We start from the raw sequence: 17,451 nt of genomic DNA, 5'->3' as shown, positions 1-17,451 counted from the left end.
CCGACGGGGGCGACGAGAGGGGCTTGTGTAAATGTCCAGCCATTATTCCATTCATACTTATTCCAATGTTACTGATTCTAAATTAAATGCATCTCTTCCAACTCATTCGGTTAGACCTTATAAATTTCCTTTCCGTAAATCATACGGTTATATTCTATTTGTTCTTATTCTATTACTTATGAGCTGGGAAACCCAGCAGATGGATGCGGCAGTTGCTAGCGGCCAAATTCCGCAGGAGGCTATCCGTCTCCGTATATTAGCAAATTCCGATGCTCCTGTGGATCAAGTCGTTAAGCGTCTTGTTCGTGATGAGATCGTAAAAGCGATGAACAGCTGGGTGACGGGGCCTCAGACTATTGAGGAAGCTCGTCAATCGATCATCGCTCATATGCCTGAAATTGAACAAATTACGGAAGAGGTACTGCGCAGCCGCGGCTTCGATTACGGTTCCTCCGCAGAGCTTGGAATGGTTCCATTCCCAACTAAAATGTACGGCAATGAGGTTTATCCAGCAGGTGACTATGAAGCGCTGCGGATTACGCTTGGTGAGGGTGCTGGTCAGAACTGGTGGTGTGTATTATTCCCGCCGCTATGTTTTATAGACGCGGCTTCCGGTGAGGCGTCAGCGCTTCCAGCTGTCGAAACTGCCGGCCTAGCAACTGCGGCAGCGGCGGATAAGGATGCGGCTGCTGTTAATGGGGATGATGCCAAGCTTTCGAAGGGGGAAGCAAAGCAAACTTCGGATGCAGCGAATGTTGATTCCACAGATGAGGCGCCTGAAGCAAAGTTTTTTTTATGGGAAATGATAAAGAGTCTAATTGACTGGATTAAATCCTTGTTCTCATAAAATGTAAGAAGAGCGGTAGGATGAAGCGGGAGCAGCGTCTATTTTTTAAGACGAGGCTTTCGCTTCTGCTCGTTTTTTGAATGCCTATGCTATAATATTGGTTGATTGGACAATTTAACTTTAAAGCAAGGATTGAAGATAGAGATGACAACAACAACTATATGGCGAGTTGAATCGACAGACGATACGGAGCTGAGATCGGAGCTTGGTCAAGCTGGCAAGCTGCTCCGCGAAGGCGGTCTGATCGCTTTTCCGACGGAAACCGTTTATGGGCTTGGCGCTGATGCTCGGAATACTTCGGCAGTGGAGCGAATATTTACTGCAAAGGGACGTCCCTCCGATAATCCACTGATTGTGCATATTGCCCATCGGAGTCAACTGGACGAGCTTGTACGGCCTTACCCGCAGCTTGCAGGAAGACTCATGGATGCTTTTTGGCCGGGACCGCTAACCATCGTTTTGCCTGTACGTGCAGGGGTATTATCGCCGCTTGTAACGGCTGGACTCTCGACAGTTGGGATTCGAATGCCTGATCATCGAGCAGCTTTGGAGCTGCTGGCGCAAGCGGGCTGTCCTGTTGCGGCTCCGAGTGCAAATCGTTCAGGGAGGCCGAGTCCTACTCTGGCCAATCATGTACTTGAAGATCTGAACGGGCGAATGGATGGCATAGTAGATGACGGCGCAACTGGCGTAGGGCTGGAATCAACAGTCATTGAGCTGAAGGGTGAAAGCGTCATACGTATATTGCGTCCAGGCGGAGTTACAATGGAGGCGCTGCAGCTAGCTGCGCCAGGCGTAACGATCGACTTCGCATCTACAGAAGAACCACTAGCACCGCGTTCTCCTGGTATGAAGTACACGCATTATGCCCCAAAAGGGGAACTTACACTTGTTATGGGAGAGTCTGAGGCTGTTATAGCGTATATTCAAGCAGAAGAGCAAGCGGCCAAACGACGAGGTGAGGTGACAGGTATACTTGCCTTTCATGAGCGGCTTCATGCTTATGAGGCAGATCTCGTAATTTCTCTAGGAAGTGAAGCGGAGCTGGATTCAGCGGCACAGCTTCTTTATGCGGCATTGCGGAAATTCGATGACGCCGGTGCACAACGCATTTGGGGAGAAGGCTGTACAGAGCAAGGCATAGGAGCGGCGCTTATGAACCGAATGGTGAAAGCGGCTGGCAATCAAGTCATTCAAGTGAAATAGAATAAGTATTGTTATGGCCAAGCTAGTATGTTTGTCCTCATACCCGCATATGTTTGATAAAGACTATGCGCGGACTTGGGGGAGATTATCGGTGATAGAGGCAAATTTGCAAGCCGGACAGTTTTTGACGCTGGTCATTATAGCGATAGCGCTTGGACTGGACGCTTTTTCACTGGGGCTTGGTATTGGCCTAAAAGGAATACGGCTATGGGATATTTTGAAGCTAGGCATTGTTATTGCAATATTTCATATCATTATGCCGCTGGCTGGCATGTTCGCGGGTCAATATGTGGGTGAATTGCTTGGAGATGTGGCAACGACTGCAGCGGGAATTTTGCTTCTTTTGCTCGGTTTGCATATGATTTATAGTTCTTTGCGCGGTGAAGCTGTACAATCCTTCGATCATCGCACTCTATGGGGGTTGTTGGTGCTATCATTAAGCGTAAGCATCGACTCCTTGTCGGTTGGCATTACATTAGGTATGTTTGCTGCTAATGTGTGGGCAACGATCCTTTTATTTGGTTTCTTTGGCGGACTTATGTCGGTGATCGGTTTAATGCTGGGCCGCAGAGTCAGCGGAAATCTTGGGGAATACGGCGAAGCCTGCGGCGGTGCTATTTTACTGGTGTTTGGTATTTTGTTCATTTTCTGATTTAACGGAGTTAGAAAAGGAGTTGGCAGTGTGAAACGTATTTTATTTGTTTGTACAGGCAATACATGCCGCTCGCCAATGGCGGAGGCGCTGCTTCGACAGATGGCTGCTAAGAGAGGGATTACGGTGGCTGTTCGTTCAGCTGGAGTATCCACTATAGATGGATTGCCGGTTTCCGCTCACGCCGTTCAAACGCTTCGGCAATGGGATATTGAGCATAAAAGCACATCGAGGGCGCTGACGAGCGAGGCTGTCAATTGGGCTGATCTTATTTTGACCATGACCTCAAGTCATAAACGCGGATTGCTGCAATGGTACCCGGAAGCTGTAGACAAAACGTATACGTTGAAGGAATACGCGAATCAGGATGAGAGCGTGCTTGCCGACATAGAGGAGCTGGAAAGACTGTATTCCGAGATGCATATGAAGCAGGCGCTTGGTCAACAACTGACAGCTGGGGAGAGGAATCGCCTTCTTGAGCTGGAACGACGCATTCCGAGTGTCGATGTTGTTGATCCGTTTGGCGGTTCGCTTGCCGTATATAACAGCAGTGCCGCTGAAATAGAGACTGCCTTGTCACGTTTGCTGGATAAGCTGACCAAGCGATAATTCAGCGCTTGGGCATTATATAATGGATTGATTTATTGGAACATTTGAGCTATTATAAAGGGACATATTACGGTTTCCAATGTAACTGGCGACGGAAGTGGGTTAACCACGGTGGAGCATTGGAATATACGGCCGGTCGCCTGGGCAAAGAGCAGCATGCTAATAAGCATGTCTTGCTCTTTTTTCGTCTTTTTACGCAAAAATAGGTATACTAGCATGGAGATGTTTCATTCAGAAGGAGGTCTTTTACGTTGAAAATTGCTATTGGTGCTGATCATGGGGGCTACCGATTGAAGGATGAGCTAGTAACGTTTATTCAATCGCTTGGTCATGAATTAGAAGATGTAGGTTGCGATTGCAGTCAATCGGTGGATTATCCAGACTATGCTGTGCCTGTTGCTGAGCTTGTTGCAAGCGGCAAAGCAGAACGCGGTATTTTGATTTGCGGAACAGGTATCGGGATGTCGATTGCAGCGAACAAGGTGAAGGGCATCCGCTGTGCTTTGGTGCATGATCTGTTCTCAGCCAAAGCAACGCGTGAGCATAATGATACGAACGTGCTGGCAATGGGAGAGCGTGTTATTGGTCCGGGCGTAGCTCAGGAAATTGTCCGTATTTGGCTGGAGACGCCATTTTCAGAAGAGCAGCGTCATGTTGGCCGCATTAATAAAGTGAAACAAATCGAAGAGCATACATCAAGCCAATCCTAATTAGGGGGCTAACAACATGAATGATCAAGTTGAAAATGTCGAGATTGCAGGTCGAGTTGAAGTTATCGTTCGCGAGCTTGCTTTAGCAGGGAAACTTGCGAAGGGGCAGCTGCTTGTAATCGGTGTAAGCACTAGTGAAGTGCTGGGTCATCGAATCGGTTCAGCGGGAACGGTAGAAACGGCGGAGCAAATCTACGCCGGCGTGGAAGCCGTTCGCAAGGAAATCGGCTTCGTGCCCGTATTTCAATGCTGCGAGCATTTGAATCGTGCGCTCGTGATCGAACGCGAAGCGGCTGAACGTTATGGCTTAGAGCTAGTGAACGCGATTCCTGTACCGAGAGCGGGCGGGTCCATGGCTGCATACGCTTATGGGCAGCTACAAGAGCCTTGCTTGGCAGAAGAAATACATGCGCACGCAGGTATTGATATTGGCGATACGTTGATTGGCATGCATCTCAAGAGAGTTGCAGTACCCGTTCGTCCGTCCATTACTCGTATCGGTGAAGCTCATGTAACGATGGCGATTACAAGACCGAAGCTAATTGGCGGGGCTCGCGCCGTATATGAGCTACAGTCTAATCTAACGCCTGATCAAACCGTTGATACATGCCATTAATCTTATAAATTTGCTTGTCCTTTGATCGTAAATGGAGCTTCCTTTGCTGTCCAAAAGGTAAAATAAGCCGTTATCGTTCGCGTACAGGTATACCCAACTTTGAGGAGGAATATTGAAAATGGAAAATCTACGTAAGCAAGATCCAGAGGTACTAAAGGCATTAGGGCTTGAGCTTCAACGCCAACGCGACAACATTGAACTTATTGCATCTGAGAATATTGTAAGTGAAGCCGTATTGGAAGCTATGGGAAGCGTTCTAACTAACAAATATGCAGAAGGCTACCCAAACAAACGCTTCTACGGCGGCTGTGAGCATGTTGATATCGTAGAAGACATCGCTCGTAATCGTGCGAAAGAGCTTTTCGGCGCAGAGCATGCTAACGTTCAACCACATTCAGGCGCACAAGCGAACATGGCGGTATATCTTGCAGCGTTGCAACCTGGCGACACTGTTCTTGGTATGAACCTTGCACATGGCGGACACTTGACGCACGGCAGCCCGGTTAACGCATCTGGTTTGCTTTACAACTTCGTTGCTTATGGTGTACAAGAGGATTCCTTCACGATCGACTATGAAGAGGTTCGCAAATTGGCGTTTAAACACCGTCCTCGTTTGATTGTTGCAGGAGCTAGTGCGTACCCGCGTACGATCGATTTTGAAAAGCTTGGAAAAATTGCTAATGATGTAGGCGCATTGTTCATGGTTGATATGGCGCATATCGCTGGTCTAGTAGCTGCTGGTCAGCATCCGAGCCCAGTGCCTCATGCACATTTCGTAACGACTACAACACACAAAACGCTTCGCGGACCTCGCGGCGGTATGATTCTTTGTCGCCAGCCTTGGGCAGCAGCTATTGATAAAGCCGTATTCCCAGGCTCACAAGGCGGTCCTTTGATGCATATTATTGCAGCTAAAGCTGTTGCATTTGGAGAAGCTCTTCAACCTGAATTCAAGCAATATGCTGCACAAGTAGTGAAAAATGCAAAAGTGCTTTCAGATGAGCTTATTGCAAAAGGCTTCAACATCGTATCTGGTGGAACGGATAACCACTTGATTCTTCTTGATACACGCAGCTTGAACACAACAGGTAAAGTCGCTGAGCGTGTGCTTGACGAAGTAGGAATCACAGTTAACAAAAACGCTATTCCTTTTGATCCTACTAGCCCATTCGTAACTTCCGGTATTCGTATCGGTACGCCTGCTGCTACAGCTCGCGGCATGGATGAGAATGCGATGAAGGTCATTGCTGAAGTGATTGCACTTGTGCTCAACAATATTGAGAACACAGAAGTTCACGAGAAAGCTCGCAATATGGTACGCGATCTAACTGCACAATATCCACTTTATCCAGGTATGACTTACTAATCACATATTTTTTTGAATCAAAAAGACCCATTTGGTGTACATCACCAAATGGGTCTTTTGCTTTTTTTTTCGCTTCGGTTGCGAATGATAGCAGTATAAAAAAGCAGTCAAACATGCATTCTAAATAAAGGTAATCGTTGTCCAAGGCGAATTATTGGATTAGAAAATTAACGCAATTACGCTTAATGGGAGGGATTTTAAGATCTAAAATGTGCATTAGAAGTTCATTTATTATTATGCTTAACAGTAATGAATTTCCAATTGAATAAAAAAATATAAGCTAAAATATTATAATTTTATGGAAAATTAAAGAAAATGACAACTGCTAATTTCACTCTAATCAAGCGCGAAATTGATATTGAAAAACGAAAGAATTAGCAGATAAATATAGAAAATTTATCGTTAATTATTTTAATAAATATTGTAAAACAGTTTATTTCATTGATATTTGAACGTATAAATGCGTTAAAGCAATAAAGTAATGGGTTTACATCCTTATATTACACAAATTTACAGTTGCTTATTCTTGATAATAAATCTTCTAGCATGTATAGTAAAAAAATAAATATTAATTATTTCTATAGTTTTAAATGAGCGGAATGTAATCAGAGATCAAAAAGCCTTTGATGAGAAGAATCATTTTGCTTGATTGAATGCTGTAGAACAACAAACAGGGGGATCTCAATGAGAACAAGAAATTCTGCTTTTTCATTCATGGCTGTTCTACTTATTCTTGCGATTGTTGCTGTAGGATGTACGCCAAAGAATGAAACTGGTAACAATGGTGCTGGAAAAGGCGAGACATCTGAAGCAAAGGCGTTCCGAATGAACATTCACTCCGAGCCGTCTTCTTTGGATCCTGCGTTGATGGAAGATAACGTGTCGGGTACGATTGCGACAGGTATTTATGAAGGCTTGACTCGGAAAGATGATGCCGGCAAAACGATCCCAGGTACGGCTGAGAAGTGGGAAATGTCTGAAGATGGACTTACTTACACATTCACAATCCGCAAGGATGCAAAATGGAGTAATGGAGATCCAGTAACAGCAAATGATTTTGAATTCTCTTGGAAACGTGCACTTGATCCGAATACAGGTTCTACTTATGCATACCAATTTTATTACATCAAGGGTGCAGAAGATTATAACGTTAGTAAAGTAAAAGATGCAGATGCTGTTGGCGTTAAAGCTCTTGATGAGCATACGCTTGAAGTTAAGCTAAATGCACCAACTCCGTATTTCTTGAGCCTGACATCGTTCTACACGTACTACCCAGTTCATCAATCCGTTAAGGACAATGCAGCTTGGGCAGCGGATGCAGCTACTATCATCGGTAACGGTCCATTCAAAATGAGCGATTGGCAGCATAACAATACAATGAAACTCGTTCCTAACGAAAATTACTATGATAAAGCTGAAGTTAAATTTACAAGCGTTGATTTCACAATGATCTCTGATGCCGCTACTGAGCTAGCTAACTATGAGACAAATAAATTGGATTACACAGGCAAGCCAACTGGTGAAATTCCAACTGAGCAAATTCCTGTTCTTAAAGAATCAAAGGGCGATGAAATGCATATCAAAGGCATTGCTAGCTCGTACTACTACCAGTTCAATACAGAAGAAGTTCCTTTTAACAACGTAAAAGTTCGTAAAGCTCTTTCTATGGCCATTGACCGTACAGCTATTGCTGAGAGTGTAACAATGGGCGGCGAGACAGCTTCCTTCGGATTCGTTCCACCAGGCATCATCGGTGTGAAAGAAGACTACCGTACAGAAGTGAAGGATGATTTCTTTACTGAAGATACAGAAGAAGCTAAGAAATTGCTTGCTGAGGGTCTAGCTGAGCTTGGACTTTCAAAATTCCCTAAAACGACTCTAACGTTCAACACAAGTGATGTTCACAAGAAAATTGCAGAAGCAATTGTTGAAATGTGGCGTCAAAACCTTGGTATCGAAGTCGGTATCGAGAACCAAGAGTTTGCCGTTCTATTGAAAAACCGTACAGCGATGAACTACCAAATTCAACGCGCTGGCTGGGGAGCAGATTATAATGATCCAATGACTTACTTGGATATGTTCCTAACTGGCGGCGGTCAAAATAACACTGGCTTTGCTTCTACAGAATATGATGCGCTTATCGAAAAAGCATACGCAAGCGGAGATCAACAGGTACGTATTGATGCATTGAAAGATGCAGAGAAAATCCTAATGGATTACTTGCCGATTATGCCGATCTTGTACTACAGCAATGTGTACATGCTAAAACCTGGATTCCAAAACATCTTCTTGGATTACAAAGGTGACATTGACTACACAAGAGGTTATTACCAAGCGTAATAGTCGTCCCTCCAATACCTGAAGCTTAGGGATATATGCGGGATGCCCGCATATATCCCTTTCTTAATTGACTGTTTCGTTCTTAGTGATAGTCAGCATTTGGTCTTATCTATATTCTGCAAGGAGGTGTCCATTGCGTTGGTAAAATACACTCTTAAAAAGTTTCTGTCTATGTTCGTATCCCTGTTTGTACTTGCTTCGGCCACCTTCTGGCTTATGAAGATCATTCCAGGTGACCCTTTTGTAAGAGAGAAAGCAATTCCCGAGAAGATTAGAGAAAACCTATTTGCAATGTACGGTCTCGATCAGCCGGTTTGGAAACAATATTTTATGTACTTGAACAACCTATTGCATGGCGATCTAGGAATGTCCATGAAGCAGCAATACATGTCTGTTACTCGAATTATTAAAGATAGCTTTATCTATTCTGCGCAAATCGGACTTTTTGCCATTATCGTTTCTGTGGCGGCGGGTCTTATTTTAGGGATGATTGCAGCACTTAATCATCGTAAATGGTTGGATAGTGTCACCATCATGATTGCAGTTCTAGGGGTTTCCATACCTAACTTTCTTGCAGCTTCGATATTGCAATATATATTCGGCAGTAAGCTTCAATGGCTTAGTGTTTCCGGTCTAAATGATCCAACAGATTTCATTATGCCGGTGCTGGCTTTATCTTTCCTTCCAGCTGCATTCATTGCGCGTCTGACTCGCTCAACGATGCTGGAGGTTTTGTCAGCTGACTATATTAAAACGGCTCGTGCTAAAGGACTGAACGGACGAATAATTTTGGTACGGCATGCTCTACGTAACGCGATATTGCCGGTTATTACCTATATTGGTCCTATGACCGCGAATATTATTACTGGATCTGTTGTCGTCGAACAAATTTTCGGCATCGGCGGAATCGGGAAATACTTCGTGCAAAGTATTACTAACCGTGACTATACGCTCATAATGGGGCTTACTTTATTTTATGGCATACTCCTGATGGCTGCTCGGTTCTTAACTGACATAGCATACGGATTCGTTGATCCTAGGATCAAGTTAACTAGAAGGGCGGGGAAAGGATGAAGGAGCAAACATTCACACCCGACCAGTTTGAAAAGCTTCGCCAGGATGAGAAGCATACGGAAGTGGTCGTTCGCGAGAGTATTTCGGCGTGGAAAGACGCATGGCTGAGGTTGCGATCGAACAAAATTGCAATGTTCAGTGTTATCGTCATTCTACTTGTCAGCCTTATGGCTATTTTTGGCCCGATTATATCGGAACAGGACTTTCAGACGAATCATTTAAAAGAAAAAAATCTTGGTCCTTCTGCTACCTATTGGTTCGGTACGGATGATCTAGGACGAGATCTCTTCACCCGCACATGGATGGGGGCAGGCATATCTCTTCAAGTCGGTCTATATGCAGCTCTTGCTGACTTGGTACTAGGAGTTATTATCGGAGGAATTATGGGATATTTCGGCGGTCGCGTGGATGAAATATTAAACCGCTTCTGTGAAATTATCTATTCCATTCCGAGCATGTTGATCATTATTCTTCTCATCGTTATCTTAAATCCGAGCATGTTCACGATTGTTCTGGCTCTCAGTATAACGGGCTGGGTTAGTATGGCTTGGATTGTTCGAGGACAGATTATGCAGTTGAAAAATCAAGAATACGTTTTGGCGGCGCAAGCGCTAGGCGCAAGTACACCTCGTATTTTATTCCGGCATTTGATACCAAACGCGATGGGTCCTATTATCGTTACCTTGACCCTGACAGTACCAAGCGCGATTTTTGCGGAAGCATTCTTAAGCTTCTTGGGCCTTGGTGTACAATCGCCGGCGGCATCGCTCGGCACAATGATTAATGATGCGGTTAAGGCTTGGACGCTGTATCCGTGGAGAATGATCTTCCCTGCGGCTGTTATCAGTATCACAATGCTTTGTTTTAATATTTTTGGAGACGGTCTAAGAGATGCACTTGATCCGAAGATGAAGAAGTAGGAGGTGAGCAAGGATGGAGAAGTTACTTGAGGTAAAGAACCTTCGTGTCAATTTCAAAGTTCGCGGCGGTGTCGTTAAGGCGGTTCGCGGGGTTAATTTTCACGTCAATAAAGGGGAAGCAGTAGCTATTGTTGGAGAATCCGGCTGCGGCAAGAGCGTAACTGCTCAGTCGCTTATGCGTTTGATTCCATCGCCTCCAGCAGAGACTAACGGGTCGATCCTCTTTAAAGGTGAAGAAATATTGAAGAAAACCAGTAGTCAGATGGAAGATATAAGGGGTAAGGAAATGGGAATGATTTTTCAAGATCCTATGACCTCGCTTAACCCTACTCTGACGATTGGCCGTCAAATTACAGAGGGTCTAATCAAACACCAGAATGTAAGCAGAGCGAAAGCGCGTGAGCGTGCCATCGAAATGCTTACCCTTGTAGGCATACCAAATCCATCGTCACGTGTTGATCAGTATCCGCATCAATTTTCAGGCGGAATGCGTCAACGGGCTATGATTGCTATTGCGCTTGCATGCAATCCATCGCTATTGATAGCGGATGAGCCGACTACAGCGCTCGATGTAACGATTCAGGCGCAAATCATGCGTGTGATGAAGGATCTGCAGCATAAGCTCGGCACTTCTATTATTCTAATTACTCATGATCTAGGTGTTGTAGCAGATATGTGCGATCGCGTTATCGTCATGTATGCAGGTAAAGTGGTTGAGACCGGAACCAAATGGGAGATTTTCAAAAATCCAAAGCATCCTTACACAAGAGGCCTGCTGCGCTCATTGCCGCGCCTTGACCAGAAGAAGGATGAGCCGCTTGTACCGATATACGGCATGCCGCCGGATCTTATTAAACCGCCGACAGGCTGCAGCTTCTGTGCACGTTGTGATGAAGCGATGCGAGTTTGCGTTGACAATGATCCTGAATTGCTGCCGGTTGACGGCAATGAATCACATGCATCCGCTTGCTGGCTTGCACATCCGTATGCCAAACGGGAGGTGTCCGTATGAGTAAGCCGTTGATTGAGGTTCAGAATTTACGTAAGCTGTTCGATTTGGGTGGAGGAAATATACTCAAAGCGGTTAATGATATAAGTTTTTCGATCCAAAAGGGTGAAACCGTCGGCGTAGTTGGTGAGTCAGGCTGCGGGAAATCGACAGCCGGCCGTACAATTATGCGGCTTTATGAGCCGACTAGCGGTGGCGTTACATTCGATGGGCAAGACATTTACAAGCTTAAAGGACCGAAGCTAAAAGCGCTGCGTCGTGATATGCAAATGATTTTTCAGGATCCTTATGCATCGTTGAACCCTCGTATGACAGTAATGGATATCATCGGAGAAGCGCTTGATATTCATAATCTTGTCAGCAGTAGGAAGGAACGCAAGCATCGGGTAGAAAATCTATTGGACATCGTTGGACTTAATCCGGATCATGCTACTCGTTATCCGCATGAGTTTTCTGGCGGACAACGACAAAGGATTGGAATCGCCCGCGCGCTTGCGGTTGATCCGCGTTTCATTATAGCGGATGAGCCGATCTCAGCGCTTGATGTATCTATTCAGGCACAGGTTATTAATCTTATGCAGGATTTGCAGCGCAAGATGGGTCTCACCTATCTATTTATTGCGCATGATTTGTCGATGGTTAAGCATATCAGTGATCGTGTAGCGGTAATGTATCTAGGTAAAATTGTTGAGCTAGCTGAAAGCAACGAGCTCTATGCTAGCCCCGCACATCCTTATACACGAGCGTTGCTTTCAGCGATTCCGATACCGGATCCAGAGGTGGAGGAAGCGCGTGAGCGTATTGTGCTTACTGGTGATTTGCCGAGTCCGATAAATCCGCCGTCAGGCTGCCAATTCCATACGCGTTGTCCGATTGCAACGAACAAATGCAAGACGGATGAGCCAGCTTTGCTTGAAGTAAGGAAGGGGCATTTTGCCGCCTGCCATTATGCATCCGTTTAAATCTATAATATAGATATTAGAATGGGCCTTGTCGCCAGCGAAAGCTGCGGCATGGCCTATTTCTATATGTATGAAAGTGGTGATTATCCGTTTTCAATGCAAGCCTTGTGTTAATATATGGGTAAGTTGAAATCGTTCAGGAGGTTATCGTAATGGAAATATTCATACTAGTAATTGTTATATTAATCGTTGTATTTATCATTAAACCGAAGAATAAACAAAGCAGCACCAGCCGAAAGCGTATCGGAAGGACGAATGCCTTTGTTCCTTGGCCAGATACAGAAATACCGACTGCACTGGGTGTTCCTTATGGGCATCCGGCACGAACAGCAGCGGAAAGGCTGGAAGGAGCCTTAGGGCTTGATTTCGAAAGCAGAGTGAAGGATCGTGTATTAAAGGAATTTCCTAAAATGACGGATAAGGAATGGAACTGGACATGGTTTGAGCTGAAACGTTATTTTCTGATGTGCGGGATTTTACGCGGCGTTCCCATGTACAGCGGTCAAGTAGATTCGGTTTGGCATGAAATGCTGATGTTTACAAGAGAATACGAACAATTCTGCGTGAAGTTTTGCGGCGAGATGATTCATCATGCTCCGCATGCTGCGGGTGCTCAGCCTCTTCCGGATGAACGGGCTTGGTTTGATTGGGTATACGGTGAACTATTTACAGCGGCGCCGGCGAGCGGCAGATTATGGGGCGGCTTTTTCCGTACTCAAATGTCGGAGCAGAGGCTGCAGGAATTGGAGCAGCTCGGCGAAGCAGCAATAAGGGAACAATGGTTCAATAAAAAAGCTGCTGATCTTTATACAGATTTAAATAAGACTACGGACTATTTAATTCATCGTGCCAAATCGCAGCTGATTGCTGCCCAAAACAACAACACCTTGGATGGTAAGGATGGTCGCTCAACAAGTTCCTATGGTTACGATCCTGTTCTAGGCGCTACCGGAATGCTTTCAGGTCTTCTAATCTTTCATTCACTCACAAGCCCGAATGAATTTGCAGGGGAAATGAATCAAGCACAAACGGAAGCGGAGAGAAAGGCTTACGGCAGCGAGGGATCGACTGCTGGATGCAGCGCTTCTTACATCGCTGGAAGTGATGACTCAACCGGACATGACGGCGGCTCCGGAGGAGATTCCTCTTGTGGGAGCGGAGGAGACGGTGGCGGTTCATCATGCGGAGGAGGCTGCAGCAGTTAAATAATAAGCATCATTTATACTATAAATCCATTTATTGTGCCATATTAAAGGTAAATACTCTCACTCTGGCTATTACATAAAACTTGAGATGCAAGGGTCTGCTTAGAGTGATATAATATACGGGATTATGTTTTGGACTAAAACAACAAACGGGAGGAATACCGCTCCATGAGCAAGCTAATCATTTGCGACCATCCGTTAATACAGCATAAGCTGACTTTTATTCGGAATAAAGAAACGAATACAAAAGATTTTCGGGAATTGGTTGATGAAGTTGCAACACTAATGTCTTATGAAATTACTAGAGAAATACCGCTTGATACGATTAAAGTACAAACGCCGGTTGCCGAGACCGATGCAAAGGTCGTTTCTGGCAGAATGCTAGGATTAGTTCCTATTCTGCGGGCTGGACTTGGCATGGTGGACGGCATTTTGAAGCTAATCCCATCTGCAAAGGTTGGTCATATCGGACTAGCACGTGATCATGAGACGCTGCAGCCTAAGGAATATTACATTAATTTGCCGACAGATGCACCTAATCGCATGCTGATTGTTATTGATCCCATGCTTGCAACGGGTGGATCAGCGATAGCAGCTATCAATTCACTCAAAAACCATAATTGCGACCACATTAAACTAATGTGTCTAATCGCTGCACCAGAAGGCGTAAAGGCAGTGCAGGAAGCGCATCCAGATGTCGATATTTATATCGCTGCTTTGGATGAGTGTCTGAATGAGAAGGGCTACATCGTGCCTGGACTGGGCGATGCCGGCGACCGCATGTTTGGAACAAATTAGTGCCTGAGGCACGAAATGATAATAGGAGTGGAATGTTTTGTCTAAACTTAAAGTAATGACTATTTTCGGCACGCGTCCGGAAGCGGTTAAGATGGCGCCTCTCGTATTAGAACTTCAAAAACGTGAGACTCAAATCGAATCTATCGTATGCGTAACGGCGCAACATCGTCAGATGCTGGACCAAGTGCTTGATTTTTTTGAAATTCATCCCAATTATGATTTGAATGTGATGAAGGATCGTCAGACATTGACGGAGACGACTGTTCGTGTATTGGAAGGGCTTGAGCCTATCCTTACCCAAGCGAAACCCGATATTGTGCTTGTTCATGGGGACACACAAACGACTTTTCTTGCAAGTTATGCATCATTCTTAAAGCAAATACAGGTGGGTCATGTTGAGGCTGGACTTCGTACGTGGAACAAGCTGTCTCCTTACCCTGAAGAAATGAATCGGCAGCTTGCCGGCGTACTCTCAGATGTGCATTTTGCTCCGACAGAATGGTCGGCTAATAATTTGCGCAAGGAGAACAAGTCGGATGCTGCCATTTATGTGACTGGAAATACGGCTACTGACGTGTTCCAATACACAGTGGATGAATCGTTTTCGCATCCTGTTTTGGACTGGGCGAAGGGCAAGCGCATGATTTTGATGACTGCGCATCGCCGCGAGTCGCTTGGTGAGCCTCATCGGAATATTTTCCGAGCAGTGAAAAGAATTGCAGATGAGTTTGAGGATGTTGTTATCGTTTATGCCGTTCATCCGAACCCGGCGGTTAGAGAGCCTGCGAATGAACTTCTTGGCGATCACCCCCGTATTCGTCTGATTGAACCGCTTGATGTGTTTGAATTCCACAATTTTTATCCGCATGCCTATATGATTATGACGGATTCCGGCGGATTGCAGGAGGAAGCTCCATCGTTTGGCGTACCGACACTGGTACTTCGCGATACGACAGAGCGCCCGGAAGGCATTGAAGCAGGAACGCTAGAATTAGTAGGAACGGATGAGGAACTGGTATACAGTCGCGCCCATGCTCTTTTGGTTGATTCTAAGCTTTATGAACGGATGAGCCAAGCGGCAAATCCATATGGTGATGGACGTGCCTCAGAACGCATAGTGGATGCAATTTTGCATCATTTTGGAAGAGAGAAGCAGCGGCCTGATCCGTTCACACAAAGTTCATAGTTTCGACCGAAGCATACGCTTGCAGAGCGAATGTACAGCATACAGTAGTACTGTACGGTTTCCGCGGAGCGCAATACCTTATGTATCAAGGGTTTTGGTCGATCTGTTCACCAAAAGTTTGTCGTTATATCAATTGACAAACGTAGTACCGCTTGGATAAAATAAATGAGGATTGACAGGGGTATAAGCCATGAATAAAAAGGACAGAAGAGACAATCCGTTGTATGCAGCCGGACTAGTCGGCGCACTCGGGGTGCAAGTCGCTGTATGTATCTTTTTAGGCTATTGGATCGGATCATCGCTCGGAGGCCGTTTTGGCGAAGAGAATGGATGGGCGCTCGGTGGCATACTGGTCGGTCTGGCTGTCGGTCTAATCTCAGCCATTCTGCTTGTTAAGAAGGTTATGGGGGAAGCCGATGGATAAAATATTTAAGACAGCGGTACGTACGCTTTTTTATGCAATGGCGGTATGCCTTATACTTTGGGCCATCCTTCCAGATTGGCGTACTGTATCTCTCGGTCTTCTTATGGGATTGGCAGGAAGTTCTATGAATGCGTTTTTACTGAGACGCAGAGTAGAAATGGTCACCCTAGGAGCCGCAGGGATCGGACCGAGCAAAAGGGGCCTAGGTCTTGGAAGCCGAATCGCAACGGTGTTGTTGGTTGCCATGATTGCCTATCGTTTTCCGGAGGAGTTCAGCATGCCGGCCGCGTTAGCTGGCTGTATGGTCATGCCGTTTATTCTTTTGGTAGCAGCTTATACTCATAATAAACGAGAATCTTAGCGGAAAGGGGTGAAAATTTTAGATGCATGAATTTCCGGTGATGCCACTAGGGCCGTTTAATATTGATATTTCGACCTTAGTAGCACTAGTGGTGTCAGTCATTGTGACGTTCTTGATTGCTAAGCTGGCGGTTCGTAACCTTTCGGTGGACAACCCTTCGAAAATGCAGAACTTTATGGAATGGGTTGTTGATTTCGTACACAACTTCATTTCGAGCACAATGCCAGTAAGCCGTGTTAAACCTTTCTTATCATTAGGGATGACACTCATTATGTTCATTTTCGTCTCCAACCTGTTAGGCTTGCCTTTCGGTGTCGTGACAGAAGCTCATCATGCTAATGAGACAATCGGTATTACCCAGGAGCTTTTGGATGAGAAAGGCGGACATGTAGAAATCGCTTGGTGGAAATCACCGACTGCTGACCTTTCAGTTACTGCAGGCCTTGCGATTATCGTATTCGTAATCGTCCATTTCCTTGGATTGAAGCAGAATAGAAAACACTACCTGAAGCATTACTTCCATCCGTTCCCTGTGTTCTTCCCAGTCAACATCATTGAGACTATTTCGAAGCCGGTTACACTAGCGCTTCGGTTGTTCGCGAATATCTTCGCGGGTGAAGTGCTTATCGCAACGATCCTCATGCTGGGTTGGGTTGGTACACCTTTCCTTGTCGCATGGCAGGGCTTCAGCCTTTTTGTCGGCGGCATTCAAGCTTTCTTGTTCACAATTCTTACGATGGTGTATATTTCACAAGCCGCCATCCATGATGAAGAGCATTAATTATCGCTTTATGCCTCGTGTAGCAGTCTAATACCGAGGTTGGTCATACAAACAAAAAACCACAATTTTCGAGGAGGATATTAAAAATGGAATTATTAGCAGCAGCTTTGGCAGTAGGTTTGGGTGCAGTTGGCGCAGGCGTAGGTAACGGTATGATCGTAAGTAAAACAGTTGAAGGTATCGCTCGTCAACCTGAACTACAAGGTAAACTACAAACAACAATGTTTATCGGTGTAGGTATCGTCGAAGTTGTGCCTATCATCGGCGTAGTTATCGGTTTCTTGGCTTTCTTTAAAGCATAATAACTGCAATTGGCGGGGAAGGCCTTAGCCCTCTTCGCCTTCGTTATGATTGAGACAATACTGTAGTGAGAAAGGAGTGGCAT

General features: G+C 45.3%; 19 protein-coding genes and 1 riboswitch. All 19 genes read left to right on the top strand.

Translation table 11 applies throughout. The annotated features are described in order from the left end of the window. Positions 1 to 31: 31 nt before the first annotated feature. The 19 genes from spoIIR to atpE all read left to right on the top strand — a co-directional run bounded on the left by spoIIR (position 32) and on the right by atpE (position 17,368). Positions 32 to 847, top strand: a complete 816-nt coding sequence (spoIIR, locus tag AC0YOD_RS14915) for a stage II sporulation protein R (protein ID WP_475800111.1) — start codon at positions 32 to 34, stop codon at positions 845 to 847. 144 nt (positions 848 to 991) lie between these two features. Beyond that, entirely contained in the window at positions 992 to 2,053 is a 1,062-nt protein-coding gene (locus AC0YOD_RS14910; protein WP_475800110.1) for an L-threonylcarbamoyladenylate synthase, read from the top strand. Between the two features lie 91 nt (positions 2,054 to 2,144). Further along, positions 2,145 to 2,705, top strand: coding sequence for a manganese efflux pump MntP (locus AC0YOD_RS14905; RefSeq protein WP_475800109.1), 561 nt, complete (start codon positions 2,145 to 2,147; stop codon positions 2,703 to 2,705). 30 nt (positions 2,706 to 2,735) lie between these two features. Further along, complete coding sequence (locus AC0YOD_RS14900; protein ID WP_475800108.1) at positions 2,736 to 3,314, top strand: low molecular weight protein arginine phosphatase; 579 nt, start codon at positions 2,736 to 2,738, stop codon at positions 3,312 to 3,314. A gap of 71 nt (positions 3,315 to 3,385) precedes the next feature. Further along, a riboswitch (ZMP/ZTP riboswitch) is annotated at positions 3,386 to 3,467 on the top strand. 98 nt (positions 3,468 to 3,565) lie between these two features. Next, on the top strand, positions 3,566 to 4,024 hold the full coding sequence (rpiB, locus tag AC0YOD_RS14895) for a ribose 5-phosphate isomerase B (protein ID WP_475800107.1): 459 nt from the start codon (positions 3,566 to 3,568) through the stop codon (positions 4,022 to 4,024). 16 nt (positions 4,025 to 4,040) lie between these two features. Continuing rightward, complete coding sequence (locus AC0YOD_RS14890; protein ID WP_475800106.1) at positions 4,041 to 4,640, top strand: TIGR01440 family protein; 600 nt, start codon at positions 4,041 to 4,043, stop codon at positions 4,638 to 4,640. A gap of 118 nt (positions 4,641 to 4,758) precedes the next feature. Further along, a complete protein-coding gene (locus tag AC0YOD_RS14885) occupies positions 4,759 to 6,006 on the top strand; it encodes a serine hydroxymethyltransferase (protein ID WP_475800105.1) in 1,248 nt (415 codons plus the stop codon). A 684-nt stretch (positions 6,007 to 6,690) separates the two neighbouring features. After that, positions 6,691 to 8,346, top strand: a complete 1,656-nt coding sequence (locus tag AC0YOD_RS14880) for a peptide ABC transporter substrate-binding protein (protein WP_475800104.1) — start codon at positions 6,691 to 6,693, stop codon at positions 8,344 to 8,346. Positions 8,347 to 8,484: 138 nt separating this feature from the next. Further along, positions 8,485 to 9,420 (top strand): ABC transporter permease, encoded by a 936-nt coding sequence (locus tag AC0YOD_RS14875; RefSeq protein WP_475800103.1) that lies wholly within the window; start codon positions 8,485 to 8,487, stop codon positions 9,418 to 9,420. Beyond that, positions 9,417 to 10,340, top strand: a complete 924-nt coding sequence (locus AC0YOD_RS14870) for an ABC transporter permease (protein ID WP_475800102.1) — start codon at positions 9,417 to 9,419, stop codon at positions 10,338 to 10,340. The genes AC0YOD_RS14875 and AC0YOD_RS14870 overlap by 4 nt, the downstream gene beginning before the upstream one ends. A 13-nt stretch (positions 10,341 to 10,353) precedes the next feature. After that, entirely contained in the window at positions 10,354 to 11,352 is a 999-nt protein-coding gene (locus AC0YOD_RS14865) for an ABC transporter ATP-binding protein (RefSeq protein WP_475800101.1), read from the top strand. Further along, on the top strand, positions 11,349 to 12,311 hold the full coding sequence (locus AC0YOD_RS14860; RefSeq protein WP_475800100.1) for an ABC transporter ATP-binding protein: 963 nt from the start codon (positions 11,349 to 11,351) through the stop codon (positions 12,309 to 12,311). The genes AC0YOD_RS14865 and AC0YOD_RS14860 overlap by 4 nt, the downstream gene beginning before the upstream one ends. A 152-nt stretch (positions 12,312 to 12,463) precedes the next feature. Continuing rightward, on the top strand, positions 12,464 to 13,516 hold the full coding sequence (locus AC0YOD_RS14855) for a glycine-rich domain-containing protein (protein WP_475800099.1): 1,053 nt from the start codon (positions 12,464 to 12,466) through the stop codon (positions 13,514 to 13,516). Between the two features lie 168 nt (positions 13,517 to 13,684). Then, the gene (gene upp, locus AC0YOD_RS14850; RefSeq protein WP_475800098.1) at positions 13,685 to 14,314 is read left to right on the top strand and encodes a uracil phosphoribosyltransferase; all 630 of its coding nucleotides are present in this window, start codon (positions 13,685 to 13,687) and stop codon (positions 14,312 to 14,314) included. A 37-nt stretch (positions 14,315 to 14,351) separates the two neighbouring features. Continuing rightward, entirely contained in the window at positions 14,352 to 15,500 is a 1,149-nt protein-coding gene (gene wecB, locus AC0YOD_RS14845; RefSeq protein WP_475800097.1) for a non-hydrolyzing UDP-N-acetylglucosamine 2-epimerase, read from the top strand. A gap of 190 nt (positions 15,501 to 15,690) precedes the next feature. Next, positions 15,691 to 15,924 (top strand): AtpZ/AtpI family protein, encoded by a 234-nt coding sequence (locus AC0YOD_RS14840; protein WP_475800096.1) that lies wholly within the window; start codon positions 15,691 to 15,693, stop codon positions 15,922 to 15,924. Continuing rightward, positions 15,917 to 16,285, top strand: a complete 369-nt coding sequence (locus AC0YOD_RS14835) for an ATP synthase subunit I (RefSeq protein WP_475800095.1) — start codon at positions 15,917 to 15,919, stop codon at positions 16,283 to 16,285. Before AC0YOD_RS14840 ends, AC0YOD_RS14835 begins: the two co-directional genes overlap by 8 nt. Positions 16,286 to 16,307: 22 nt before the next feature. After that, positions 16,308 to 17,066, top strand: coding sequence for a F0F1 ATP synthase subunit A (atpB, locus tag AC0YOD_RS14830; RefSeq protein WP_475800094.1), 759 nt, complete (start codon positions 16,308 to 16,310; stop codon positions 17,064 to 17,066). Between the two features lie 86 nt (positions 17,067 to 17,152). Continuing rightward, positions 17,153 to 17,368: a F0F1 ATP synthase subunit C gene (gene atpE, locus AC0YOD_RS14825; RefSeq protein ID WP_102715594.1), complete on the top strand. Its 216-nt coding sequence runs from the start codon at positions 17,153 to 17,155 to the stop codon at positions 17,366 to 17,368. Positions 17,369 to 17,451 lie beyond the last annotated feature (83 nt).

The organism is Paenibacillus sp. J31P13 (assembly GCF_056269295.1).
Note: the sequence above shows the minus strand (reverse complement) of the source record. Positions and strands in the feature narration are given on the sequence as shown.